The following is a 16,910-nucleotide window of genomic DNA, read 5'->3' as shown; positions in this document are numbered from 1 at the left end:
TGTCGGCAGCGTGTTGCGGGCCCGCGCGGCAAGGGCCGCCGGCGCGTGTTCGTCCCCTTCTTCGTCAGGCCCGGCCGAGCGCCGCGCCGAGCGCGCTGGACGCCGCCGTGAGATCCGGCGGCGCAACGCCGGCTGCAATCTTCAGCAGCGCCGCGCGCAGCATGTCGGACGCGTGGCCGTGCGCATCGAGGCCGCCGTCGGCGAGCGGCACGCCGTGCGCCGCACGCCGCCACGCGAGGCCAAGCGTGTCGGCCAGCAGCGCCGCATGGCCGAGCCCCAGCGCGCACGCGGCCGTGCCGACCCGGTAGGCGGCGCCGGACGCATGCCATGCTGCACCCGCGTCGGCTCTCGCCGGATCGGCCGCGAGGTCGACCATCGACGCATCGGCCGTCTGCAGGAAATCCTCATAGGCATGCGCATTGACCGTCACGACGCCGAGTGCGCGGGTCGGCGCGGCGGCAACCGCGTCATGCTCGGCCCGGGCGGCATCGGCCTCCCACAGCGCTTCGGACGCGGGCGTGCCGGCGACGTGCCAGTCGACCGTCAATCCGTAGTCGTGCAGCACGTCGACGAGCGCGACATCCTCGGCCGCGGCGCCGAACAGCGCGAAATCGCGCCACAGCAGCGCCACCGTCTCCCGCACGAGTTCGGGCGGCGCACTGCGCCGGCCCTGCGCGTGCTCGCCGAGCAGCAGGTTCGTCCGCGCGAGAAAGCGCTTCAGCTCGGGTGCGCCGCTGGCGCGCAGCGCCCGCACGCATGCGGCCGCGAGCCGCCAGAAATCGTATGGATCATCGCTGGCGAGCGCGGCCAGCATCGCATCGAGTTCGTCGAGTGCCGCATCGGGCGCGCCGTGTTCCGCGCGCAGCACGCCAAGCAACGCCTGTTCGTAGCGGGCACGAATCCGGGTCGCGAACGCGTCGGGCAGCGCGCGCAGCGTGGCGGGCGGCACCGCACGGCCGACGAGCGCGAGCGCGTCGAGCGGCGCCTGCGCGCGCAGGTCGGCGGCGCTTTGCGCACGCAAGGCACGGAAATGTTCGAAGAGAACCGGCGAGCAGGCGAGCTCGCGCAGGTTGTGGCGTGCGACGGCCGCGCGGAAATCGCGCAGCGCGGCACGCCAGCCGGCCGAGGTCGGCTCGGCGGCGACGAGCGGCACGGCGGCCGACAGCTGCCCCGCGAAACGCGCGGCCGGCAGCCAGCCGGCCTCCGCCAGCACGGCCGCAGCAGCGGAGAGCGGTGCGGCCGCGTCGTCGCGATGCTCGAAAGCGTCGGCGGCCGCCGCAAGCCATGCGTCGGCCGCGCGCACGGCCCCGCCGCGCGGGTTGGGCAGTGCGTCAGGGTGGGGAACGTTCGCCGGTTCTGGCCTCATGGACACGCGCGCCTGTCGTCGTCAAGTCGCTCGCGCGAGCCTCGACGCATGAGCGCCGGGTCGATGCGAGGCCTGAGCGGTGTGTCCGTGGGCCAAGGGTCCGGTCAGATCTGGACCATCTCGAAGTCTTCCTTGCGGGCGCCGCATTCAGGACACGTCCAGTTGATCGGGACGTCTTCCCAGCGCGTGCCCGGGGCAATGCCCTCTTCCGGCAGCCCGGCTTCTTCGTCGTAAATCCAGCCACAAATCAGGCACATCCAGCTCTTGTATTCCATCTTAAGCCGCGTCGGGAAAGTCGGTAAAATTCGGGAGCCATGATGGTACCGTGTCGGGGCCGGACTGCCTAGCAATCGCGCTGGAGTAACGCGACTACGTTGCGCTGCGCTAAAAAATCCGTCGTGCGGGCCGGATTCCGCCGCATAATGGCTGAAAAGTGCGGCCTGCCGGGCAACACAGGGCCGAAAACGCCCATTTCGCCTCGCCGTCCGCATGCCCGTCGCTTTCCCGTTTTTCTCTTGCCCCATTTTTACATGTCCAGCAACGCCCCTCCGATCGTCCTCACCTTTGGCCTGTCCGACCCCACCGGCGGCTCTGGCATCCAAGCCGATCTGTTGACCCTGGCGAGCATGGGCTGTCACGGCGTGTCCGTCCTGACGGGCTACACCGTGCGCGACTCGGCCGCCTGCGACGAAGTGACCGGCCTCGATCCCGACGTGGTCGCCGCCCAGGCGCGCATGCTGCTCGAAGACATGCCGGTTGCGGCGTTCAAGATCGGCGCGGCGACGCGCGCGGAAGTCGTGAGCGCGATCGCCGAGGTCGTCGCCGACTACGACGGCGTGCCGCTCGTGCTCGCGCCCGACTTCACGCTCGACGACGAGCACGTGCTCGCAGCCGACGACCTGCGCGAATCGATCGCCGATCTGCTGGCGCCGCAAACCACGCTGCTGGTCGCCGACTACGCGACGCTGATCGCACTCGCGCAGCCGGACGGCGACGCCGAGGCGCCGAATCTCGACGCGGCCGTCTCGCACCTGCTGTCGCAGGGCTGCGAGTACATCCTGTCGTCCGAGACGGGCTCGCACCGGCTCGTCAACACGCTGTACGGCGAGGAAGGCCAGCTCCGCGAGGACATGTGGGATCGCTCGCCGCACCGGCTGATGGGCATCACCGACACACTGGGCGCGGCCATCGCGGCGTTGCTTGCGAACGGCCAGGAGCCACCCGAAGCGGTTCGCGAAGCGCAGGAATACCTGTACCAGGCCACGCGCGACGCGTTCCGGCCCGGCATGGGGGCGTACCTGCCCGACCGGTTCTTCTGGGCGCGCAGCAACGAGGATTCGGATACGCCGCCGGCCGTGAAGGCCGACGCGGTGCCGAGGACGTCGCATCGGCATTGACGCACGTGCGGCGGGGCATGCCCCGCCGTCGCCCCCAATGTCACGCCCTGTGGGCGCGACATCTCCGGCCGCCCCGCGCACGCATCGAAATCCGCGCGCCCATAAAAAAAGACCCGCATCGCTGCGGGTCTTTTTTATGGCTGGAGCACGCATCGCTGCGCGCTCCGGACACCATCGACCGAAGTCGATTACATGTCCATGCCCATGCCGCCCATGCCGCCGGGCATGCCGCCCGGCATCGGTGCGTCTTCCTTCGGCAGTTCAGCAACAGCTGCGTCCGTCGTCAGCAGCAGGCCTGCAACCGACGCTGCGTTCTGCAGTGCGGTACGCGTGACCTTGGTCGGATCAACCACACCGGCTTCGACCATGTCGACGTACTCGCCCGTCGCTGCGTTGTAGCCGTAGTTGCCCTGGCCTGCAGCAACTGCCGCCACCACGACGCTGGCTTCTTCGCCGCCGTTCGTGACGATCTGGCGCAGCGGCTCTTCCATTGCGCGCAGCACGATCTTGATGCCGGCGTTTTGATCGGCGTTAGCGCCGGTCAGGCCTGCGATCGCGGTGCGAGCGCGGATCAGCGCAACGCCGCCACCTGCCACGATGCCTTCTTCCACAGCCGCGCGCGTTGCGTGCAGTGCGTCTTCGACACGTGCCTTCTTTTCCTTCATTTCGACTTCGGTCGCGGCACCAACCTTGATCACTGCAACACCGCCAGCCAGCTTGGCCACGCGCTCTTGCAGCTTTTCACGGTCGTAGTCCGACGTCGCTTCTTCGATTTGCGCGCGCACTTGCTTCACGCGTGCTTCGATGTTCACGGCTTCGCCTGCGCCGTCGATGATCGTCGTGTTTTCCTTGCCCACTTCGATGCGCTTCGCCTGGCCCAGTTCTGCCAGCGTTGCCTTCTCGAGCGTCAGGCCGGTTTCTTCAGCGATCACCTGGCCGCCGGTCAGGATCGCGATGTCTTCCAGCATCGCCTTGCGACGGTCGCCGAAGCCCGGCGCCTTGACCGCAACGGTCTTCAGGATGCCGCGGATGTTGTTGACGACCAGCGTTGCGAGCGCTTCGCCTTCGATGTCTTCAGCGATGATCAGCAGCGGACGGCCAGCCTTTGCGACTTGCTCGAGTACCGGCAGCAGATCACGGATGTTCGACACCTTCTTGTCGTGCAGCAGCACGAACGGGTTGTCGAGGACAGCGACTTGCTTTTCCGGGTTGTTGATGAAGTACGGCGACAGGTAGCCGCGGTCGAATTGCATGCCTTCGACGACGTCGAGTTCGTCAGCCAGCGACTTGCCGTCTTCGACGGTGATGACGCCTTCCTTGCCGACCTTGTCCATCGCTTCAGCGATGCGATCGCCGATCGACGTGTCGCTGTTCGCCGAGATCGAGCCGACCTGTGCGATTTCCTTGTTCGTCGTGCACGGCTTGCTGATCTTCTTCAGCTCTTCGACAGCCGCTGCGACTGCCTTGTCGATGCCGCGCTTCAGGTCCATCGGGTTCATGCCCGATGCGACGTACTTCATGCCTTCGCGAACGATCGATTGCGCAAGGACGGTTGCCGTCGTCGTGCCGTCGCCTGCGTTGTCGCTGGTCTTGGAAGCGACTTCCTTGACCATTTGCGCGCCCATGTTCTGGAGCTTGTCCTTCAGCTCGATTTCCTTCGCGACCGACACACCGTCCTTGGTGACCGTCGGGCCGCCGAAGCTGCGCTCGAGCACCACGTTGCGGCCCTTCGGACCCAGCGTGACCTTGACTGCGTTGGCGAGAATGTTCACGCCTTCGACCATCTTCGAACGGGCGGAATCGCCGAATACGACGTCTTTAGCTGCCATCTTCTAACTCCTTGAATTCTTGGGAATATGTACCGTCGGTGGACGCTTACTTCGCGTTGACCACGGCCATGATGTCTTCTTCGCGCATGACCAGCAGTTCGCTGCCGTCGACCTTCACGGTCTGGCCTGCGTACTTGCCGAACAGGACGCGATCGCCGACCTTCACGTCGAGCGCGATCGGCGCGCCCTTGTCGTCGCGCTTGCCCGGGCCGACGGCCAGGACTTCACCCTGGTCCGGCTTTTCAGCAGCGGCGTCGGGGATCACGATGCCCGAGGCGGTCTTGGTTTCCTGATCCAGGCGCTTGACGATCACGCGATCGTGCAAAGGACGAAGGTTCATATTCACTCCTCTCTTGACTGAGATTGAAGAACGCTTAGGGAATCTGCCCGGCTTATCGCCTGGCAGAGAATTGTTAGCACTCTCGTGCAGCGAGTGCTAATTATATGGACGGGTTTTGACAAATTCAAGAAGGGGAGCCGGACGAATTTTCGGGGCGGGGACGAGGCGAAAAAAGCACGCGGATCCGACAAAAAACCATTTAAAAACAAATCATTACAAGCTCAACCCAGCCTTGCAGGCGGGGCCGCGCGGCCCCGGAATCCCATCCAGCCCCGTTTGGACACCGGGAAAGCACGGAGTTCCTTCGATCGGCGGCATCACTCGATAAATGCCGCAGCGGCGTCGATTCCCTCCGCCGGCACGCGCCCTCCCGCACCCGCCGGTTGCCGCCTGCGCCCGCGCCGCGGTTCCATCGATCCGCATCGAAGCATTCATTTTCATTACAACGATATTTACGGTTTACCTCGTCAGTAAACCCGTGTCGGGCCCCACCCGTAAGGACGCGGATTACATTCAGTAATTTAGATGCGAATCATTCTCGTTTACATTGACATTCCCATTCGACACTCCTACGATGCGCCGCGTTGCATTCATCTTCATGCCCTGGCCGATCGGTGCCGAGCGTCCGGGCAGCGACCGACAAGCAGGACTCCAGACTAAATAGAACCAGGGATTTGATATGAAGTTTGCGTCGTTCCAGGGAGACAGCGCCCGTGCCCGGATGCGCCCCGCCGCCTGCGCGGCCATCCTCGCGTGTGCCTCGTTCGCGAGCGGCGCGGCGTTCGCCGACGTGCCGGTCGACGCCCAGCCGGAAGCCCCCGAGGCCGACCTGGCGATCCAGGCGAAACCGACCAACATGTGGACCGGCATCTGGACGCGCCAGAGCCTGCTCGGCGACATGGGCGGCATCCGCCCGTGGCTCGGCAAGTACGGCGCGACGCTGCAGATCACCGAAACCAGCGAATACCTCGCGAACCTGCGCGGCGGCCTGAACCGCGGCGGCGCGTACGACGGCTTGACGACGGCCACCCTGACGGTCGACACGCAGAAGGCAATCGGCCTGCCGGGCGGGACATTCAACGTCAGCGCGCTGCAGATCCACGGCACCAACCTGAGTGCGCGCAACCTCGGCACGCTCAACACCGCGAGCGGCATCGAGGCGCAGGGCACGACGCGCCTGTGGGAGCTGTGGTACCAGCAGTCGTTCCTCGACAAGCGCGTCGACATGAAGATCGGCCAGCAGAGCCTGGACCAGGAATTCATGGTCAGCACGTATGCGAACACGTTCGTCAACACGATGTTCGGCTGGCCCGCGCTGCCGTCCTACGACCTGCCGAACGGCGGCCCCGCGTATCCGCTCGCGGGCCTCGGCGTGCGCGTACGCGCGCAGATCACGCCGAAACTCACCGCGCTCGCGGGCGTGTTCGACGGCGATCCGCTCGGCAACAACCCGAACAACCTCAGCGGCACCAACTTCAACCTGCACAACGGCGCGCTCTATATCGGCGAACTGCAGTACGCGCTGAACCAGCCGTCCGACGGCGAAATGGATACCGGCCGCTCGAACGGGCTGCCGGGCACCTACAAGATCGGCGTCTGGTATCACAACGGCCGCTTCGCGGACCAGAACGTCGGCAGCGACGGGCTGTCGCTCGCAGATCCCGCGTCGAACGGCGACGCGCAGCAGCGTCATGGGAACTACAGCTTCTACGCGGTGGCCGACCAGATGATCTGGCGCCCCGACCCGACCGGCCCGCGCAGCCTCGGCGTGTTTGCGCGCGTGATGGGCGCGCCGGGCGACCGCAACCTGGTGAGCTTCTCCGCCAACGCGGGGATCGTGCTGAAGGCGCCGTTCGCCGGCCGCGACAACGACAGCGTCGGCCTCGGCGTCACGTACATCCAGGTGGGCAACCACGTGACCGACCTCGACCAGACCGCGCGAGCGTTCGCGACCGGCCCGTACGGCGTGCGCACCCGCGAGACGACGCTCGAGGCGACTTACCAGTACCAGGTCAACCCGTGGTGGATCGTCCAGGCCGACGCGCAGTACACGTTCAATGCCGGCGCCGGCCAGAACCCGAGCGACGCGACCCAGCCGCTGCGCAACACGTTCGTGCTCGGCGCACGGACGACGATCACGTTCTGAGCGACGCGCCCACGCTGCCCATTTTCGCGCGCCGCCCGGACGGCGCGCTCCCCAGGAGATTCACATGATTCGATCCGCCCCGCTTCGCCGCCTCGCGACGGGCGCGCTGGCCGCCGCCGCGCTGACGGCCGCCGCCGGCGCACTCGCCGAGCCGCAAGGTTTCCTCGAGACCGTGCATCGCCACACCACGCTCGTCAACACGGTGCCGGACAACGGCGACCAGAACCCGTACGCGATCGCGGTCGCGCCGGTGTCGGCCGGCACGATCCAGGCGGGCGACGTGCTCGTCGACAACTTCAACAACGCGGCGAACCTGCAGGGCACCGGCAGCACGATCGTCAACTACCGCCCGTCGACGAAGCAGCTGAGCCTGTTCGCGTCGATCCCGCGCGACCTGAAGGCCTGCCCCGGCGGTGTCGGCCTGTCGACGGCGATGACGATGCTGAAATCCGGCTGGGTGATCGTCGGCAGCACGCCGAGCAACGACGGCACGACCAACACCAAGGGCGCCGGCTGCCTGATCGTGCTCGATCCGCAAGGCAAGATCGCGTCGACGTGGTCGACCCCGAACATCAACGACCCGTGGGGCAACATGGCCGTCGTCGACCGCGGCGACAGCGCGACGCTGTTCGTCAGCATGGCCGGCTTCGGCGTCGGCGGCGCGGACGGCAATCCGCCCGTCTACAAGCAGGCGACGGTACTGCGTCTCGACCTCGACGTGCCGGCCGGCAAGCCGCCGGTGATCAAGCAGGAAACGGTCGTCGCGAGCGGCCTCGGCGCGCAGGCCGACAAGGGCGTGTTCCTGGTCGGCCCGACCGGCCTCGCGCTGTCGGGCGACCAGAAGAAGCTGTACGTGTCGGACGCGATCGGCAACCGCATCGTCGAAATCGACGATCCGCTCACGCGCGACACCAGCGCGGGCGTCGGCCGCCAGGTCACCGCCGACGGCTTCCTGCGCCGCCCGCTCGCGCTTGCCACCGCGCCGAACGGCCACCTGCTCGCGACCAACGCGCAGAACGGCCAGGTCGTCGAGATCGACCCGGTTGCCGGCAAGCAGATCTACGCGCGCTGGATCAATACCGACAAGGCGCAGACGCCTCCCGGCAACGGCAACCTGTTCGGCATCGCGATGACGCCCGAAGGCGACGGTTTCTACTACGTCGCGGACGACGTCAACACGCTGTTGCTCGCGAAGTAACGGAACCCATCATGGCAGACGATTCCAACCAGCCACCGCGCCCCGCACGGCGCGGCTTCCTGAAGGCGGGCGGCGCCGCGGTGGCCGCCGGCCTCGCGGCGGCGTCGATCCCGGCCGCGCAGGCCGCGGATGCGCCGGCAGCCGCGCCCGCACCCACGCCCGCTTCCGCGCATGACGGCGTCGAGCCGTTCTACGGCAAGCACCAGAGCGGCATCACGACGCCGCAGCAGCGCCACGCGTATTTCGCGGCGCTCGACCTGACGACAGCCCAGCGCGCGGATGTCATCGCGCTGCTGAAAACCTGGACCGACGCCGCCGCGCGGATGGCGCGCGGCGATACCGCGCAACCGCTCGCCACGACGGGCAGCGACGAAGTCGCGCCGGCGGACGGGGGCGACGCGCTCGGCCTCGGCCCCGCACGCCTGACGATCACGTTCGGCTTCGGCCCCGGCATGTTCGCGCTCGCCGGCAAGGACCGCTATGGCCTCGCCAAGCATCGCCCCGCCGCGCTGGTCGACCTGCCGCGTTTCAACGGCGACCAGTTGCTGCCGGAAAAGACTGGCGGCGACCTGTTCATTCAGGCGTGCGCGGACGACGCGCAGGTCGCGTTCCACGCAGTGCGCCAGCTCGTGCGCCTCGGCGCGAAAGCGGCGCAGATGCGCTGGGGCCAGGCCGGCTTCACGTCGGGCAAGCCCGGCGAAACGCCGCGCAACCTGATGGGCTTCAAGGACGGCACGATGAATCCGCCGATGTCCGATCCGGCCGCGATGAACGAATTCGTGTGGGCCGGCAGCGAAGGCCCGGCATGGATGAACGGCGGCACCTACACGGTCGTGCGCCGGATCCGCATCACGCTCGAGCACTGGGACAACACGGAGCTCGGCTTCCAGGAGCAGGTGGTCGGCCGTCACAAGTACAGTGGGGCGCCGCTCGGCCAGAAGCACGAGTTCGAGGCGCTCGATCTCGACGCGGCCGACAAGGACGGCAACCCGGTGATCCCCGACAACGCGCACGCGCGTCTCGCGTCGCCGCAGTTGAACAACGGCGCGCAGATCCTGCGACGCGCGTACTCGTACAACGACAGCACGAACTTCTACATCGAGCGCTGGCCGCCGTGGCGCCAGCAGACCGAGTACGACGCGGGGCTGATGTTCGTCGCGCACCAGCGCGACCCGCGCAAGGGCTTCATTCCGATCAACGAGAAGCTCGCGAAGCTGGACATCATGAACCAGTTCACCACGCACGTCGGCAGCGCGATCTTCGCGTGCCCGCCGGGCGCGCAACCGGGTTCGTACATCGGCGCCGCGCTGTTCGAGGCATGACGACGCACAACGCAAGGCAACGCACACCTTCCCGGCCCGGCCGGGTGCAACCTGCTGAAAACCACATGAACACTTCACCCGTTAGCCGCCCGCTGCGGCACCTGATTTCCGCGGCGGCCGCCGCGCTGATGCTGACCGGCGCGCTGCACGCGGCGCGTGCGCATGCCGCGACGCTCACGCTGTACAACGCGCAGCACGAGCAGGTCGTCAACCAGCTCGTCAAGGACTTCGAAGCGCAGAGCGGAATCACCGTGAAGGTGCGCTCGGGCGAAGGCCCGGCGCTCGCCGCGCAGCTCGTCGCGGAAGGCGACCGCACGCCGGCCGACGTGTACTTCACCGAGAACTCGCCGGAGCTCGTGCTGCTCGACCGCAAGGGCCTGTTCGCGAAGACCGACGCCGCCACGCTGCAGTCGGTGCCCGCGCGCTTCAACCCGGCGGACGGCAACTGGGTCGGCGTGCTCGCGCGCGAGAACGTGCTCGTCTACAACACCGCGAAAATCCAGCCGCAGCAGCTGCCCGCTTCGCTGCTCGATCTCGCGAAGCCGGAATGGAAGGGCAAGGTCGGCGTCGCGCCGAGCGACGCGGACTTCCTGCCGCTCGTGAGCGCGGTGCTCGCGCTGCACGGCGAAGCCGCGACGCTGCAATGGCTGAAGGGCCTGAAGGCCAACGCGCAGATCTTCGACGACGACGAAGGCGTGACGGCGGCCGTCAACCGCGGCGGCGTGCTGACCGGCATCGTCAACAACTACTACTGGGACCGCCTGCACGCCGAACTCGGCGACAAGTCGACCCGCAGCGCGATCTACCACTTCGGCAAGGGTGACGTCGGCGGAGCCGTCAACGTGTCCGGCGCCGCGGTGCTGAAGGCGTCGAAGCACCAGCCGGAAGCGCAGAAGTTCGTCGCGTATCTCGTCAGCGAGCGCGCGCAGAAACTGATGGCCGGCGGCCACATCAGCTTCGAGTATCCGCTGCATCCGGGCGTCGCGCCCGACCCGATCCTGAAGCCGTTCAACGAACTGAGCCCGCCGGCGCTGACGTTCGAACAGCTCGGCGACGACAGCCAGGCCGGCAAGCTGCTGCGCCAGGCCGGTCTGCTCTGACCATGAGCGACGCCGTGTCCCGCACGGCACGCAGCGCACGCGACGGCGCGCCCACCGCGACACGGCGCCGCCCGCCACGCGCGCTCGTCGCCGCGGCCGCGTGCGGGCCGCTTGCGATCCTGCTGCCGCTCGGCTTCACGCTGTACCGCGCGGCCACCTTCGGCGTCGACGATGCGATCGAGCTGCTGTGGCGCCCGCTCGTCGGCGAACTGCTGGTCAACACGCTGTCGATCACGCTCGCCGCGACCCTCGCGTGCACGCTGCTCGGCACGGCGCTCGCATGGTTCATCGAGCGCACCGACCTGCCCGCCCGGCCGCTGTGGACCGCGCTCGCGGCCGCGCCGCTCGCGGTGCCGCCGTTCATCACGAGCTATGCGTGGGTGTCGCTGAGCCTCGACCTGCAGGATTTCCTCGGCGCGCTGATCGTGCTGACTTCCGCATACTTCCCGCTCGTCTACCTGCCGGTGGCCGCCGCGCTGCGCGAGCTCGACCCCGCGCTGGAGGAAAGCGCGCGCACGCTCGGCTGCTCGCCGTGGCATACCTTCTTGCGCGTCGTGCTGCCGCAGCTGCGCCCCGCGCTGTGCGGCGGGATGCTGCTCGTCGCGCTCGGCGTGCTGTCCGAGTTCGGCGCATTCCAGTTGCTGCGCTTTCGCACCTTCACCACCGAGATCTATGCGGAATACCGCACCGCATTCGACGGCGGCGGCGCATCGCTGCTCGGCTGCGTGCTGATCGCGCTGTGCCTGCTGTGCCTCGCGATCGAGGCACGCGCACGCGGCCATGCGCGCTATGGCCATACGCACCGTGCCGCGCGCCGCGTCGCGATGCGTTATCCGCTCGGCCGTCTGCGCGGCCCCGTCACCGTCGCGTTCGCCGCGCTCGCAGCGGCGACGCTCGGCGTCCCGCTCGCGATGATCGGCTACTGGCTCACGCAACAGGGCGCGGCCGCCGTCACGCCGGCCGACGTGTCGCCCGAACTGCTGTGGCAGGCCACGCTCGCGTCGTCCGGCTACGGCCTGATGGCGGCAGCCGTCACGACGCTGCTCGCGCTGCCGCTCGCGTTCCTGCTGGTTCGCTATCCCGGCCGCGTCGCGACGCTCCTCGAGCGCACCGCGATGACCGTGCAGGGCGTGCCGGGCATCGTCGTCGCGCTGGCGATCGTGTCGATCACGGTGCGGCTGCTGCAGCCGCTCTACCAGAGCGCACCGGCGCTCGTCGGCGCATACGCGATCCTGTTCCTGCCGCTCGCGGTCGTCAGCGTGCGCGCCGCGCTGTCGCACGTGCAGGTCCGGCTCGAGGAAACCGCCCGCTCGCTCGGCCTCGGCTGGCGCGCGACGCTCACGCGCGTGGTGCTGCCGCTCGCGGCGCCCGGCCTCGGCGCGGCCGCGACGATGGTGTTCATCTCGGTCGTGACGGAACTCAACGCGACGCTGCTGCTGTCGCCGATCGGCACCCGCACGCTCGCGACGCAGGTGTGGAGCGATACGGCGACGCTTGCGTTCGCCGCCGCGGCGCCCTACGCGGCGCTGCTCGTCGCGCTGTCGCTCGGCGCGTCGGGACTGCTGTTCCTGCTGCTCGGCCGCGCGTCGGTGCGTGACTGAGCGCCGCCCTTTTCCCCGGAACCGCCCATGAGCGAACTACGCATCCACGGCCTGTCGAAATCGTTCGGAGCGCATACCGTCCTGCACGACATCGACCTCACGGTGCGGCGCGGCTCGCGCCTCGCGCTGCTCGGCCCGTCCGGCAGCGGCAAGACCACCCTGCTGCGCGTGCTGTGCGGCTTCGAGCGCGCCGAGCGCGGCACCGTCGAAATCGACGGGCGCCGCGTGGCCGCGCCCGACGTGCACGTGCCGCCCGAACAGCGCCGGATCGGCTACGTGCCGCAGGAAGGCGCGCTGTTTCCGCATCTGTCGGTGGCCGACAACATCGCGTTCGGGCTGCCGCGCGCGGCGCGGCGGCGCCATCATCGCGTCGACGAACTGCTCGAGATGGTCGGGCTGCCCGCGTCGTATGCGAGCCGTGCGCCGCAGCAACTGTCCGGCGGACAGCAGCAGCGCGTCGCGCTCGCTCGTGCGCTCGCGCCCGAGCCGTCGCTCGTGATCCTCGACGAACCGTTCTCCGCGCTCGACACGTCGCTGCGCCACGAAACGCGCAGCGCGGTCGCCGATGCGCTCGCCGCGGCAGGCGCGACCTCGGTGCTCGTCACGCACGACCAGCCCGAGGCGATGACGCTCGGCGACGAAGTGGCAGTGATGTGGCACGGCCGGCTCGTGCAGACGGCCGCGCCGCAGACGCTGTACCGGCAGCCCGTCACGCGCGACGTCGCGTCGTTCGTCGGGCAGGCGGTGCTGCTCGCCGGCCGCGTGCACAACATGCGCATCGCCTGCGCGCTCGGCGACCTGCCGCTCGTCGCGCCGCTGCCCGACGGGCCGGCCGATGCGATGCTGCGTCCCGAGCAGATCGGCATCGTGCCGGTCACGCACGGCGACGCGGCGCGCGGCCATACGGCGCGTGTCGAAGCCGTGCAATTCGCGGGCCAGGACGCCGACGTGCTCGTGCGCCTCGATGCCGATGGCGACGTGCGCGTGCGCGCACGCGTGCCGGGACACCGGTGTCCGGCCGTCGGCGAACGTGTCGCATTGGTGGTGGATGGCGCGGTGATGGCGTACGCGCGCTGAGCGGCGCGGGCCGTCGCGGCGCGCGCTTACTCGCACTTACTCGCACTTACTCGCGTTCAGTCGCGTTCAGTCGCGCTCGCCCGCGTTCAGGCATCGGCGCAGCCCGCCTCCGACAACGGGCGGAAGATCCGGCCCTCCGTCTCGACCGTCGCGCCCAGCAGCCGCGCGAGCCCCTTTGCGCCTTCGCGCATCACGACGTCGTGATTCCAGCGGAACAGCGGGCGACCGAGCGGCTCCAGCCGGTTCATCCAGCGCACGTGCGTGCGGATGTGCCAGTCGTAGCGCACGATCGTACGTGCGCCGTCGGCGACGAACGACCAGCATCCGTCGCCTTCGATCGCGCCGCTCGCGCGGCCTTCGAGCACATGCGGCGGCTCGACGCGCCGCACGCGCATGTCGAAGGTCAGCCGGTACGGCAGCGCTCCCTTCCATGTGTAACGGTGCAGCGCGCCGACGCCGCGCGCGTCGCCCGGTTCGATCTCGACGGTGCGCACGGCACCCTTCCACCAGACGGGCCAGCGGTCGACCTGGTAGATCGCGTCCCACACCGCCGCGAGCGGCGCGTCCACGCGCCAGGTCGTCGAGAACCGGTATTCCGCCATGCAGCCTCCGGCATGCCCGTCACGGGCATGAGTCAGCGCACCGCTCAGGGCGCGAAGAAGCGTTCGGGAAACGCGACATCGATTTCGATATCGTCGAGCGTCACGGTTTCGAGCGGCACGTCGTCATCGTCCGCGAAGCTGACGACCTTCAGCGGAAAGCCGTCCTCGGTATCGAGCCACAGCCGGTAGCGATGCACGCCGTCGACCACATGCGCGGGCGCGCCCGTGACCGACACGCGCAGCGCGGTCCGGCCGCCGACGGCCTCCTCGCCTTCGGTCACCGTCGCGCCGCCTTCCTGCAGCGCATGGACGTTGCGCAGCAGTTCGCCGACGTCCGACCGGTCGACCCGGTGGCCGCTGCGGTCGCGCACGAGCGGATTGGACGGCGACAGCGTCAGCGCGGGCGGCGCATGCACGCCGAACGGACGCAGCCGCACCTTGCCGTCGTCGGGATCGTACGCGAGCACCGCGCCGTGATGCGGCGACACGAAATCCATCCGGACGAAGCCCGGTTTCAGGTACGCGTAATGGATTTCGGTGCGCTCGCCGCTGCGGGCGGACGAGCGGATCGTCGCGCGGTACGAGCGGACGTGGTCGAAATGCGCCTGCGCGACGGTCACGGGATCGGCGGTCATGCTCGCTCCTATCAGGCTCGCGGCCAGCAACGCGGCGATCACGGCGCCGCCTCGACATCGAGCACGCCTTCCATCCCGCGCTCGCGATGGCTCCTGAAAAACAGCAGCCGATGCGTGCAATAGTAGGCGAACCGGCCCGGCTGCGCCGGCGTGAAGCGAAACGTCTTCGGCGTCGTGCCGAGCTCGGCGCGCACCGCGATGCCGGCCTGCGGCGCATCGATTTCGAAGCTGTGCGGCACCAGGCCGGGCTCGGCCGCCACGGTCAGCTCGACCGGCACGTGCGCCCGCACGATCACGTGGTTCGGTCGGAAGAAATAGCTGCCGCCGACGATCGCCACCCGTTGCACGCCGTCGGCGTCGACGGGCACGCGCAGCGGCGCGTCGCCGTCCGCCTGCGCAAGCGCCGTGCCCACGGCGAGCGCCGCGAGTACCAGCATCGGCACGCGCCGCTTCGTCATCGTCGTCTTCATCACCTGCTCCCTGCCGGCGGCGGCGCGCGCGTCACCCCTTCCACGCGTCGGTCGGGCCGCCTAGCGCGCCGCACGCGTCGATCGCGAGTTCGCGCAGGCGCCGTTCGTCGCCCTGGCCGGACAATGCGTAGCCCATCCCGCGATCCGACCAGAAATACGTGTAGCGGCCACCGGCCGACATCGCCTGCGGCGCGAGGCGCCGTGTGTCGTAGGCCGTCATGTACAGCGTCACGCGCGCGCCGTCCGCGCGCTGGTACATGAGTTGCGCGGCCGGCCCCGCTTCGCCGGGGAGCAGCCGGCCGCCGAGCAACCGGTAACCGTATTCGTCGAGCGACGGCGCACGCACGGGACGCCCGAGACGCGCGGACAGCCACGCGACGAGATGGTCAGGATCGCCCGCACCGACCTCGACCGGATGGTCGTGGTCGGCCACGTACGTCGCATAGGCGGCATCCGCGCGTGCGGCGAACGCCGGCTCACCGCCGAATGCCACCCAGCCCGCATGCAGCGCGACACCGATCAGCAGCCCGGCCGCGAGCGCAGCGAATGCATAGGCGATCCCGCGCCGGCGCGGCGCACGGCGTTGCACGAACAGCGCGGGCGCGGCGGCCGGCAGCGGGAACAGCGCCTGCAGCGCGTCGCGCTGCGCCCGGTAATGCGCGAATCGTTCGGCCTCCTGCGGATCGGCCAGCACGCGCTCGAGCACCTCGCGACGCTCGTGCCCGGACAGCTCGCCGTCCAGCAACGCGGACAGCAGTTGCGCCGACGCATCGTCGTCCCGCTCGTTCGAAGGCTTGTGCGGATCGTCCATCATGTCTTCCCGATCACCCGTAATGCCGCCGTGCCGTGCGCCGGCGGCTCGTCGGACAACAGCGCGCGCATCTGCCCGCGCGCCCGTGCAAGCCGCGACATCACCGTGCCCACCGGGACGCCGAGCACCGCTGCGGCATCGCGATAGCTCAATTCCTCGAGCGCGACCAGCAGCAGCACCTCGCGCTGTTCGACCGGCAGCCGATACAGCGCGCGCTGCACGTCGCGCAGCACCAGCCCGCCGATTTCGCCGGCCGGTGCGGCCATCGTCTGCCACGGCGCCGTCGCATCGTCGACCGCGATCTCGTGCCGTGCGCGCAACTGGTCGATGAAGCGGTGCCGCAGCAGCGTCAGCAGCCACGCGCGCAGGTTGCCGCCGTCGCGCGGCGGGCGGTTCAGCGCCCGCTCGAGGGTGTCCTGCACGAGATCGTCCGCCCAGGCCCGGTCACCCGTCAGCGCGCGCGCATAACGCGTGAGATGCGGCAACCACACCAGCAGATCCGATTCGTAGCTCATCAGGATGCCTCGCGCACCGCCCCACCGCCCGTCGTCACGGACGCGCGACGTGCCACATGCCGCCGACCCCGTCGCCGCCCGTGTCGCCGGGCTTGTGATCGAGCTTCCAGCGATACAGCGGGCGCCCGCGGTACGCCCATTGCTTGCTGCCGTCGTCACGCGCGACGAGACTCAGCGCACCCACTGGCTTGTCGTACGCGTCGGCGCGCGCAGGCGGCCAGTTGGCCGCGCACGCGCTGTCGCACGCGCTCTTGCCGGGCGCATCGCGATCGAACACGTACAGCGTCATGCGATCTTCGTCGACGAGCTTTCCATCGCCGGCTCGTGGTGGTTCCGCGGCGGCCGGCCGCACGATTGACGCCGTCAGCGCGGCGGCGACGAGTATCCGTTTCATGCCCTTTCTCCTTGACACGGCATCGCGACACGGCGGCACCGGCCGGGACGATCGGCTTCGTCACGACCATTATCCCGCCGGCCGGCGCTGCCGGGATTCGGTAGGTA

17 protein-coding genes are annotated in these 16,910 nt (G+C 69.0%); 7 read left to right on the top strand and 10 right to left on the bottom strand.

What is annotated here, in order from left to right:
• Positions 1–64: 64 nt before the first annotated feature.
• Together LGM56_RS10585 and LGM56_RS10580 are read right to left on the bottom strand one after the other, a co-directional pair.
• Positions 65–1,366, bottom strand: coding sequence for a hypothetical protein (locus LGM56_RS10585; RefSeq protein WP_226204503.1), 1,302 nt, complete (start codon positions 1,364–1,366; stop codon positions 65–67).
• Positions 1,367–1,470: 104 nt separating this feature from the next.
• On the bottom strand, positions 1,471–1,641 hold the full coding sequence (locus tag LGM56_RS10580) for a rubredoxin (protein ID WP_004186709.1): 171 nt from the start codon (positions 1,639–1,641) through the stop codon (positions 1,471–1,473).
• A gap of 255 nt (positions 1,642–1,896) precedes the next feature.
• Between LGM56_RS10580 and LGM56_RS10575 the strand changes: the two genes are divergently transcribed.
• Positions 1,897–2,763: a hydroxymethylpyrimidine/phosphomethylpyrimidine kinase gene (locus tag LGM56_RS10575; RefSeq protein ID WP_089439368.1), complete on the top strand. Its 867-nt coding sequence runs from the start codon at positions 1,897–1,899 to the stop codon at positions 2,761–2,763.
• Between the two features lie 188 nt (positions 2,764–2,951).
• Here the strand turns inward: LGM56_RS10575 and groL are convergent, their stop codons facing one another.
• Positions 2,952–4,592 carry a chaperonin GroEL gene (gene groL / locus LGM56_RS10570; RefSeq protein WP_039361154.1) on the bottom strand — a complete coding sequence of 547 codons (1,641 nt, stop codon included), beginning with the start codon at positions 4,590–4,592 and terminating at the stop codon, positions 2,952–2,954.
• A gap of 46 nt (positions 4,593–4,638) precedes the next feature.
• Positions 4,639–4,932 (bottom strand): co-chaperone GroES, encoded by a 294-nt coding sequence (gene groES, locus LGM56_RS10565; RefSeq protein ID WP_039361157.1) that lies wholly within the window; start codon positions 4,930–4,932, stop codon positions 4,639–4,641.
• 679 nt (positions 4,933–5,611) lie between these two features.
• Here groES and LGM56_RS10560 point away from each other — a divergent pair.
• The 6 genes from LGM56_RS10560 to LGM56_RS10535 all read left to right on the top strand — a co-directional run bounded on the left by LGM56_RS10560 (position 5,612) and on the right by LGM56_RS10535 (position 13,376).
• The gene (locus LGM56_RS10560) at positions 5,612–7,078 is read left to right on the top strand and encodes a carbohydrate porin (protein WP_226204501.1); all 1,467 of its coding nucleotides are present in this window, start codon (positions 5,612–5,614) and stop codon (positions 7,076–7,078) included.
• Between the two features lie 64 nt (positions 7,079–7,142).
• The gene (locus LGM56_RS10555; protein ID WP_226204499.1) at positions 7,143–8,276 is read left to right on the top strand and encodes a hypothetical protein; all 1,134 of its coding nucleotides are present in this window, start codon (positions 7,143–7,145) and stop codon (positions 8,274–8,276) included.
• A gap of 11 nt (positions 8,277–8,287) precedes the next feature.
• Positions 8,288–9,598, top strand: coding sequence for an iron uptake transporter deferrochelatase/peroxidase subunit (gene efeB, locus LGM56_RS10550; RefSeq protein WP_226204496.1), 1,311 nt, complete (start codon positions 8,288–8,290; stop codon positions 9,596–9,598).
• 65 nt (positions 9,599–9,663) lie between these two features.
• Positions 9,664–10,698 (top strand): iron ABC transporter substrate-binding protein, encoded by a 1,035-nt coding sequence (locus tag LGM56_RS10545; protein WP_089494206.1) that lies wholly within the window; start codon positions 9,664–9,666, stop codon positions 10,696–10,698.
• Between the two features lie 2 nt (positions 10,699–10,700).
• On the top strand, positions 10,701–12,299 hold the full coding sequence (locus LGM56_RS10540) for an ABC transporter permease (protein WP_089494205.1): 1,599 nt from the start codon (positions 10,701–10,703) through the stop codon (positions 12,297–12,299).
• Positions 12,300–12,326: 27 nt separating this feature from the next.
• Entirely contained in the window at positions 12,327–13,376 is a 1,050-nt protein-coding gene (locus LGM56_RS10535) for an ABC transporter ATP-binding protein (protein WP_226204494.1), read from the top strand.
• 86 nt (positions 13,377–13,462) lie between these two features.
• Here LGM56_RS10535 and LGM56_RS10530 read toward each other — a convergent pair whose 3' ends face one another.
• Genes LGM56_RS10530 through LGM56_RS10505 form a run of 6 tightly spaced genes read right to left on the bottom strand, consistent with a single transcriptional unit; the run spans position 13,463 to position 16,803 of the window.
• A complete protein-coding gene (locus LGM56_RS10530) occupies positions 13,463–13,978 on the bottom strand; it encodes an SRPBCC family protein (protein ID WP_226204492.1) in 516 nt (171 codons plus the stop codon).
• Between the two features lie 44 nt (positions 13,979–14,022).
• Positions 14,023–14,655 carry a LolA family protein gene (locus tag LGM56_RS10525; protein WP_226204490.1) on the bottom strand — a complete coding sequence of 211 codons (633 nt, stop codon included), beginning with the start codon at positions 14,653–14,655 and terminating at the stop codon, positions 14,023–14,025.
• Positions 14,652–15,083: a quinol oxidase gene (locus LGM56_RS10520; protein WP_413226771.1), complete on the bottom strand. Its 432-nt coding sequence runs from the start codon at positions 15,081–15,083 to the stop codon at positions 14,652–14,654. Before LGM56_RS10520 ends, LGM56_RS10525 begins: the two co-directional genes overlap by 4 nt.
• Positions 15,084–15,114: 31 nt before the next feature.
• Complete coding sequence (locus tag LGM56_RS10515) at positions 15,115–15,897, bottom strand: anti-sigma factor family protein (RefSeq protein WP_226204488.1); 783 nt, start codon at positions 15,895–15,897, stop codon at positions 15,115–15,117.
• Positions 15,894–16,409, bottom strand: coding sequence for a sigma-70 family RNA polymerase sigma factor (locus LGM56_RS10510; protein WP_089472250.1), 516 nt, complete (start codon positions 16,407–16,409; stop codon positions 15,894–15,896). The genes LGM56_RS10515 and LGM56_RS10510 overlap by 4 nt, the downstream gene beginning before the upstream one ends.
• Positions 16,410–16,443: 34 nt before the next feature.
• On the bottom strand, positions 16,444–16,803 hold the full coding sequence (locus tag LGM56_RS10505; protein ID WP_226204486.1) for a hypothetical protein: 360 nt from the start codon (positions 16,801–16,803) through the stop codon (positions 16,444–16,446).
• Between the last annotated feature and the right edge of the window lie 107 nt (positions 16,804–16,910).

Origin of the sequence: Burkholderia sp. AU38729, from assembly GCF_020419725.1 — a bacterium.
Taxonomy (GTDB): domain Bacteria; phylum Pseudomonadota; class Gammaproteobacteria; order Burkholderiales; family Burkholderiaceae; genus Burkholderia.
This window is presented reverse-complemented; position numbering and strand designations above follow the sequence as displayed.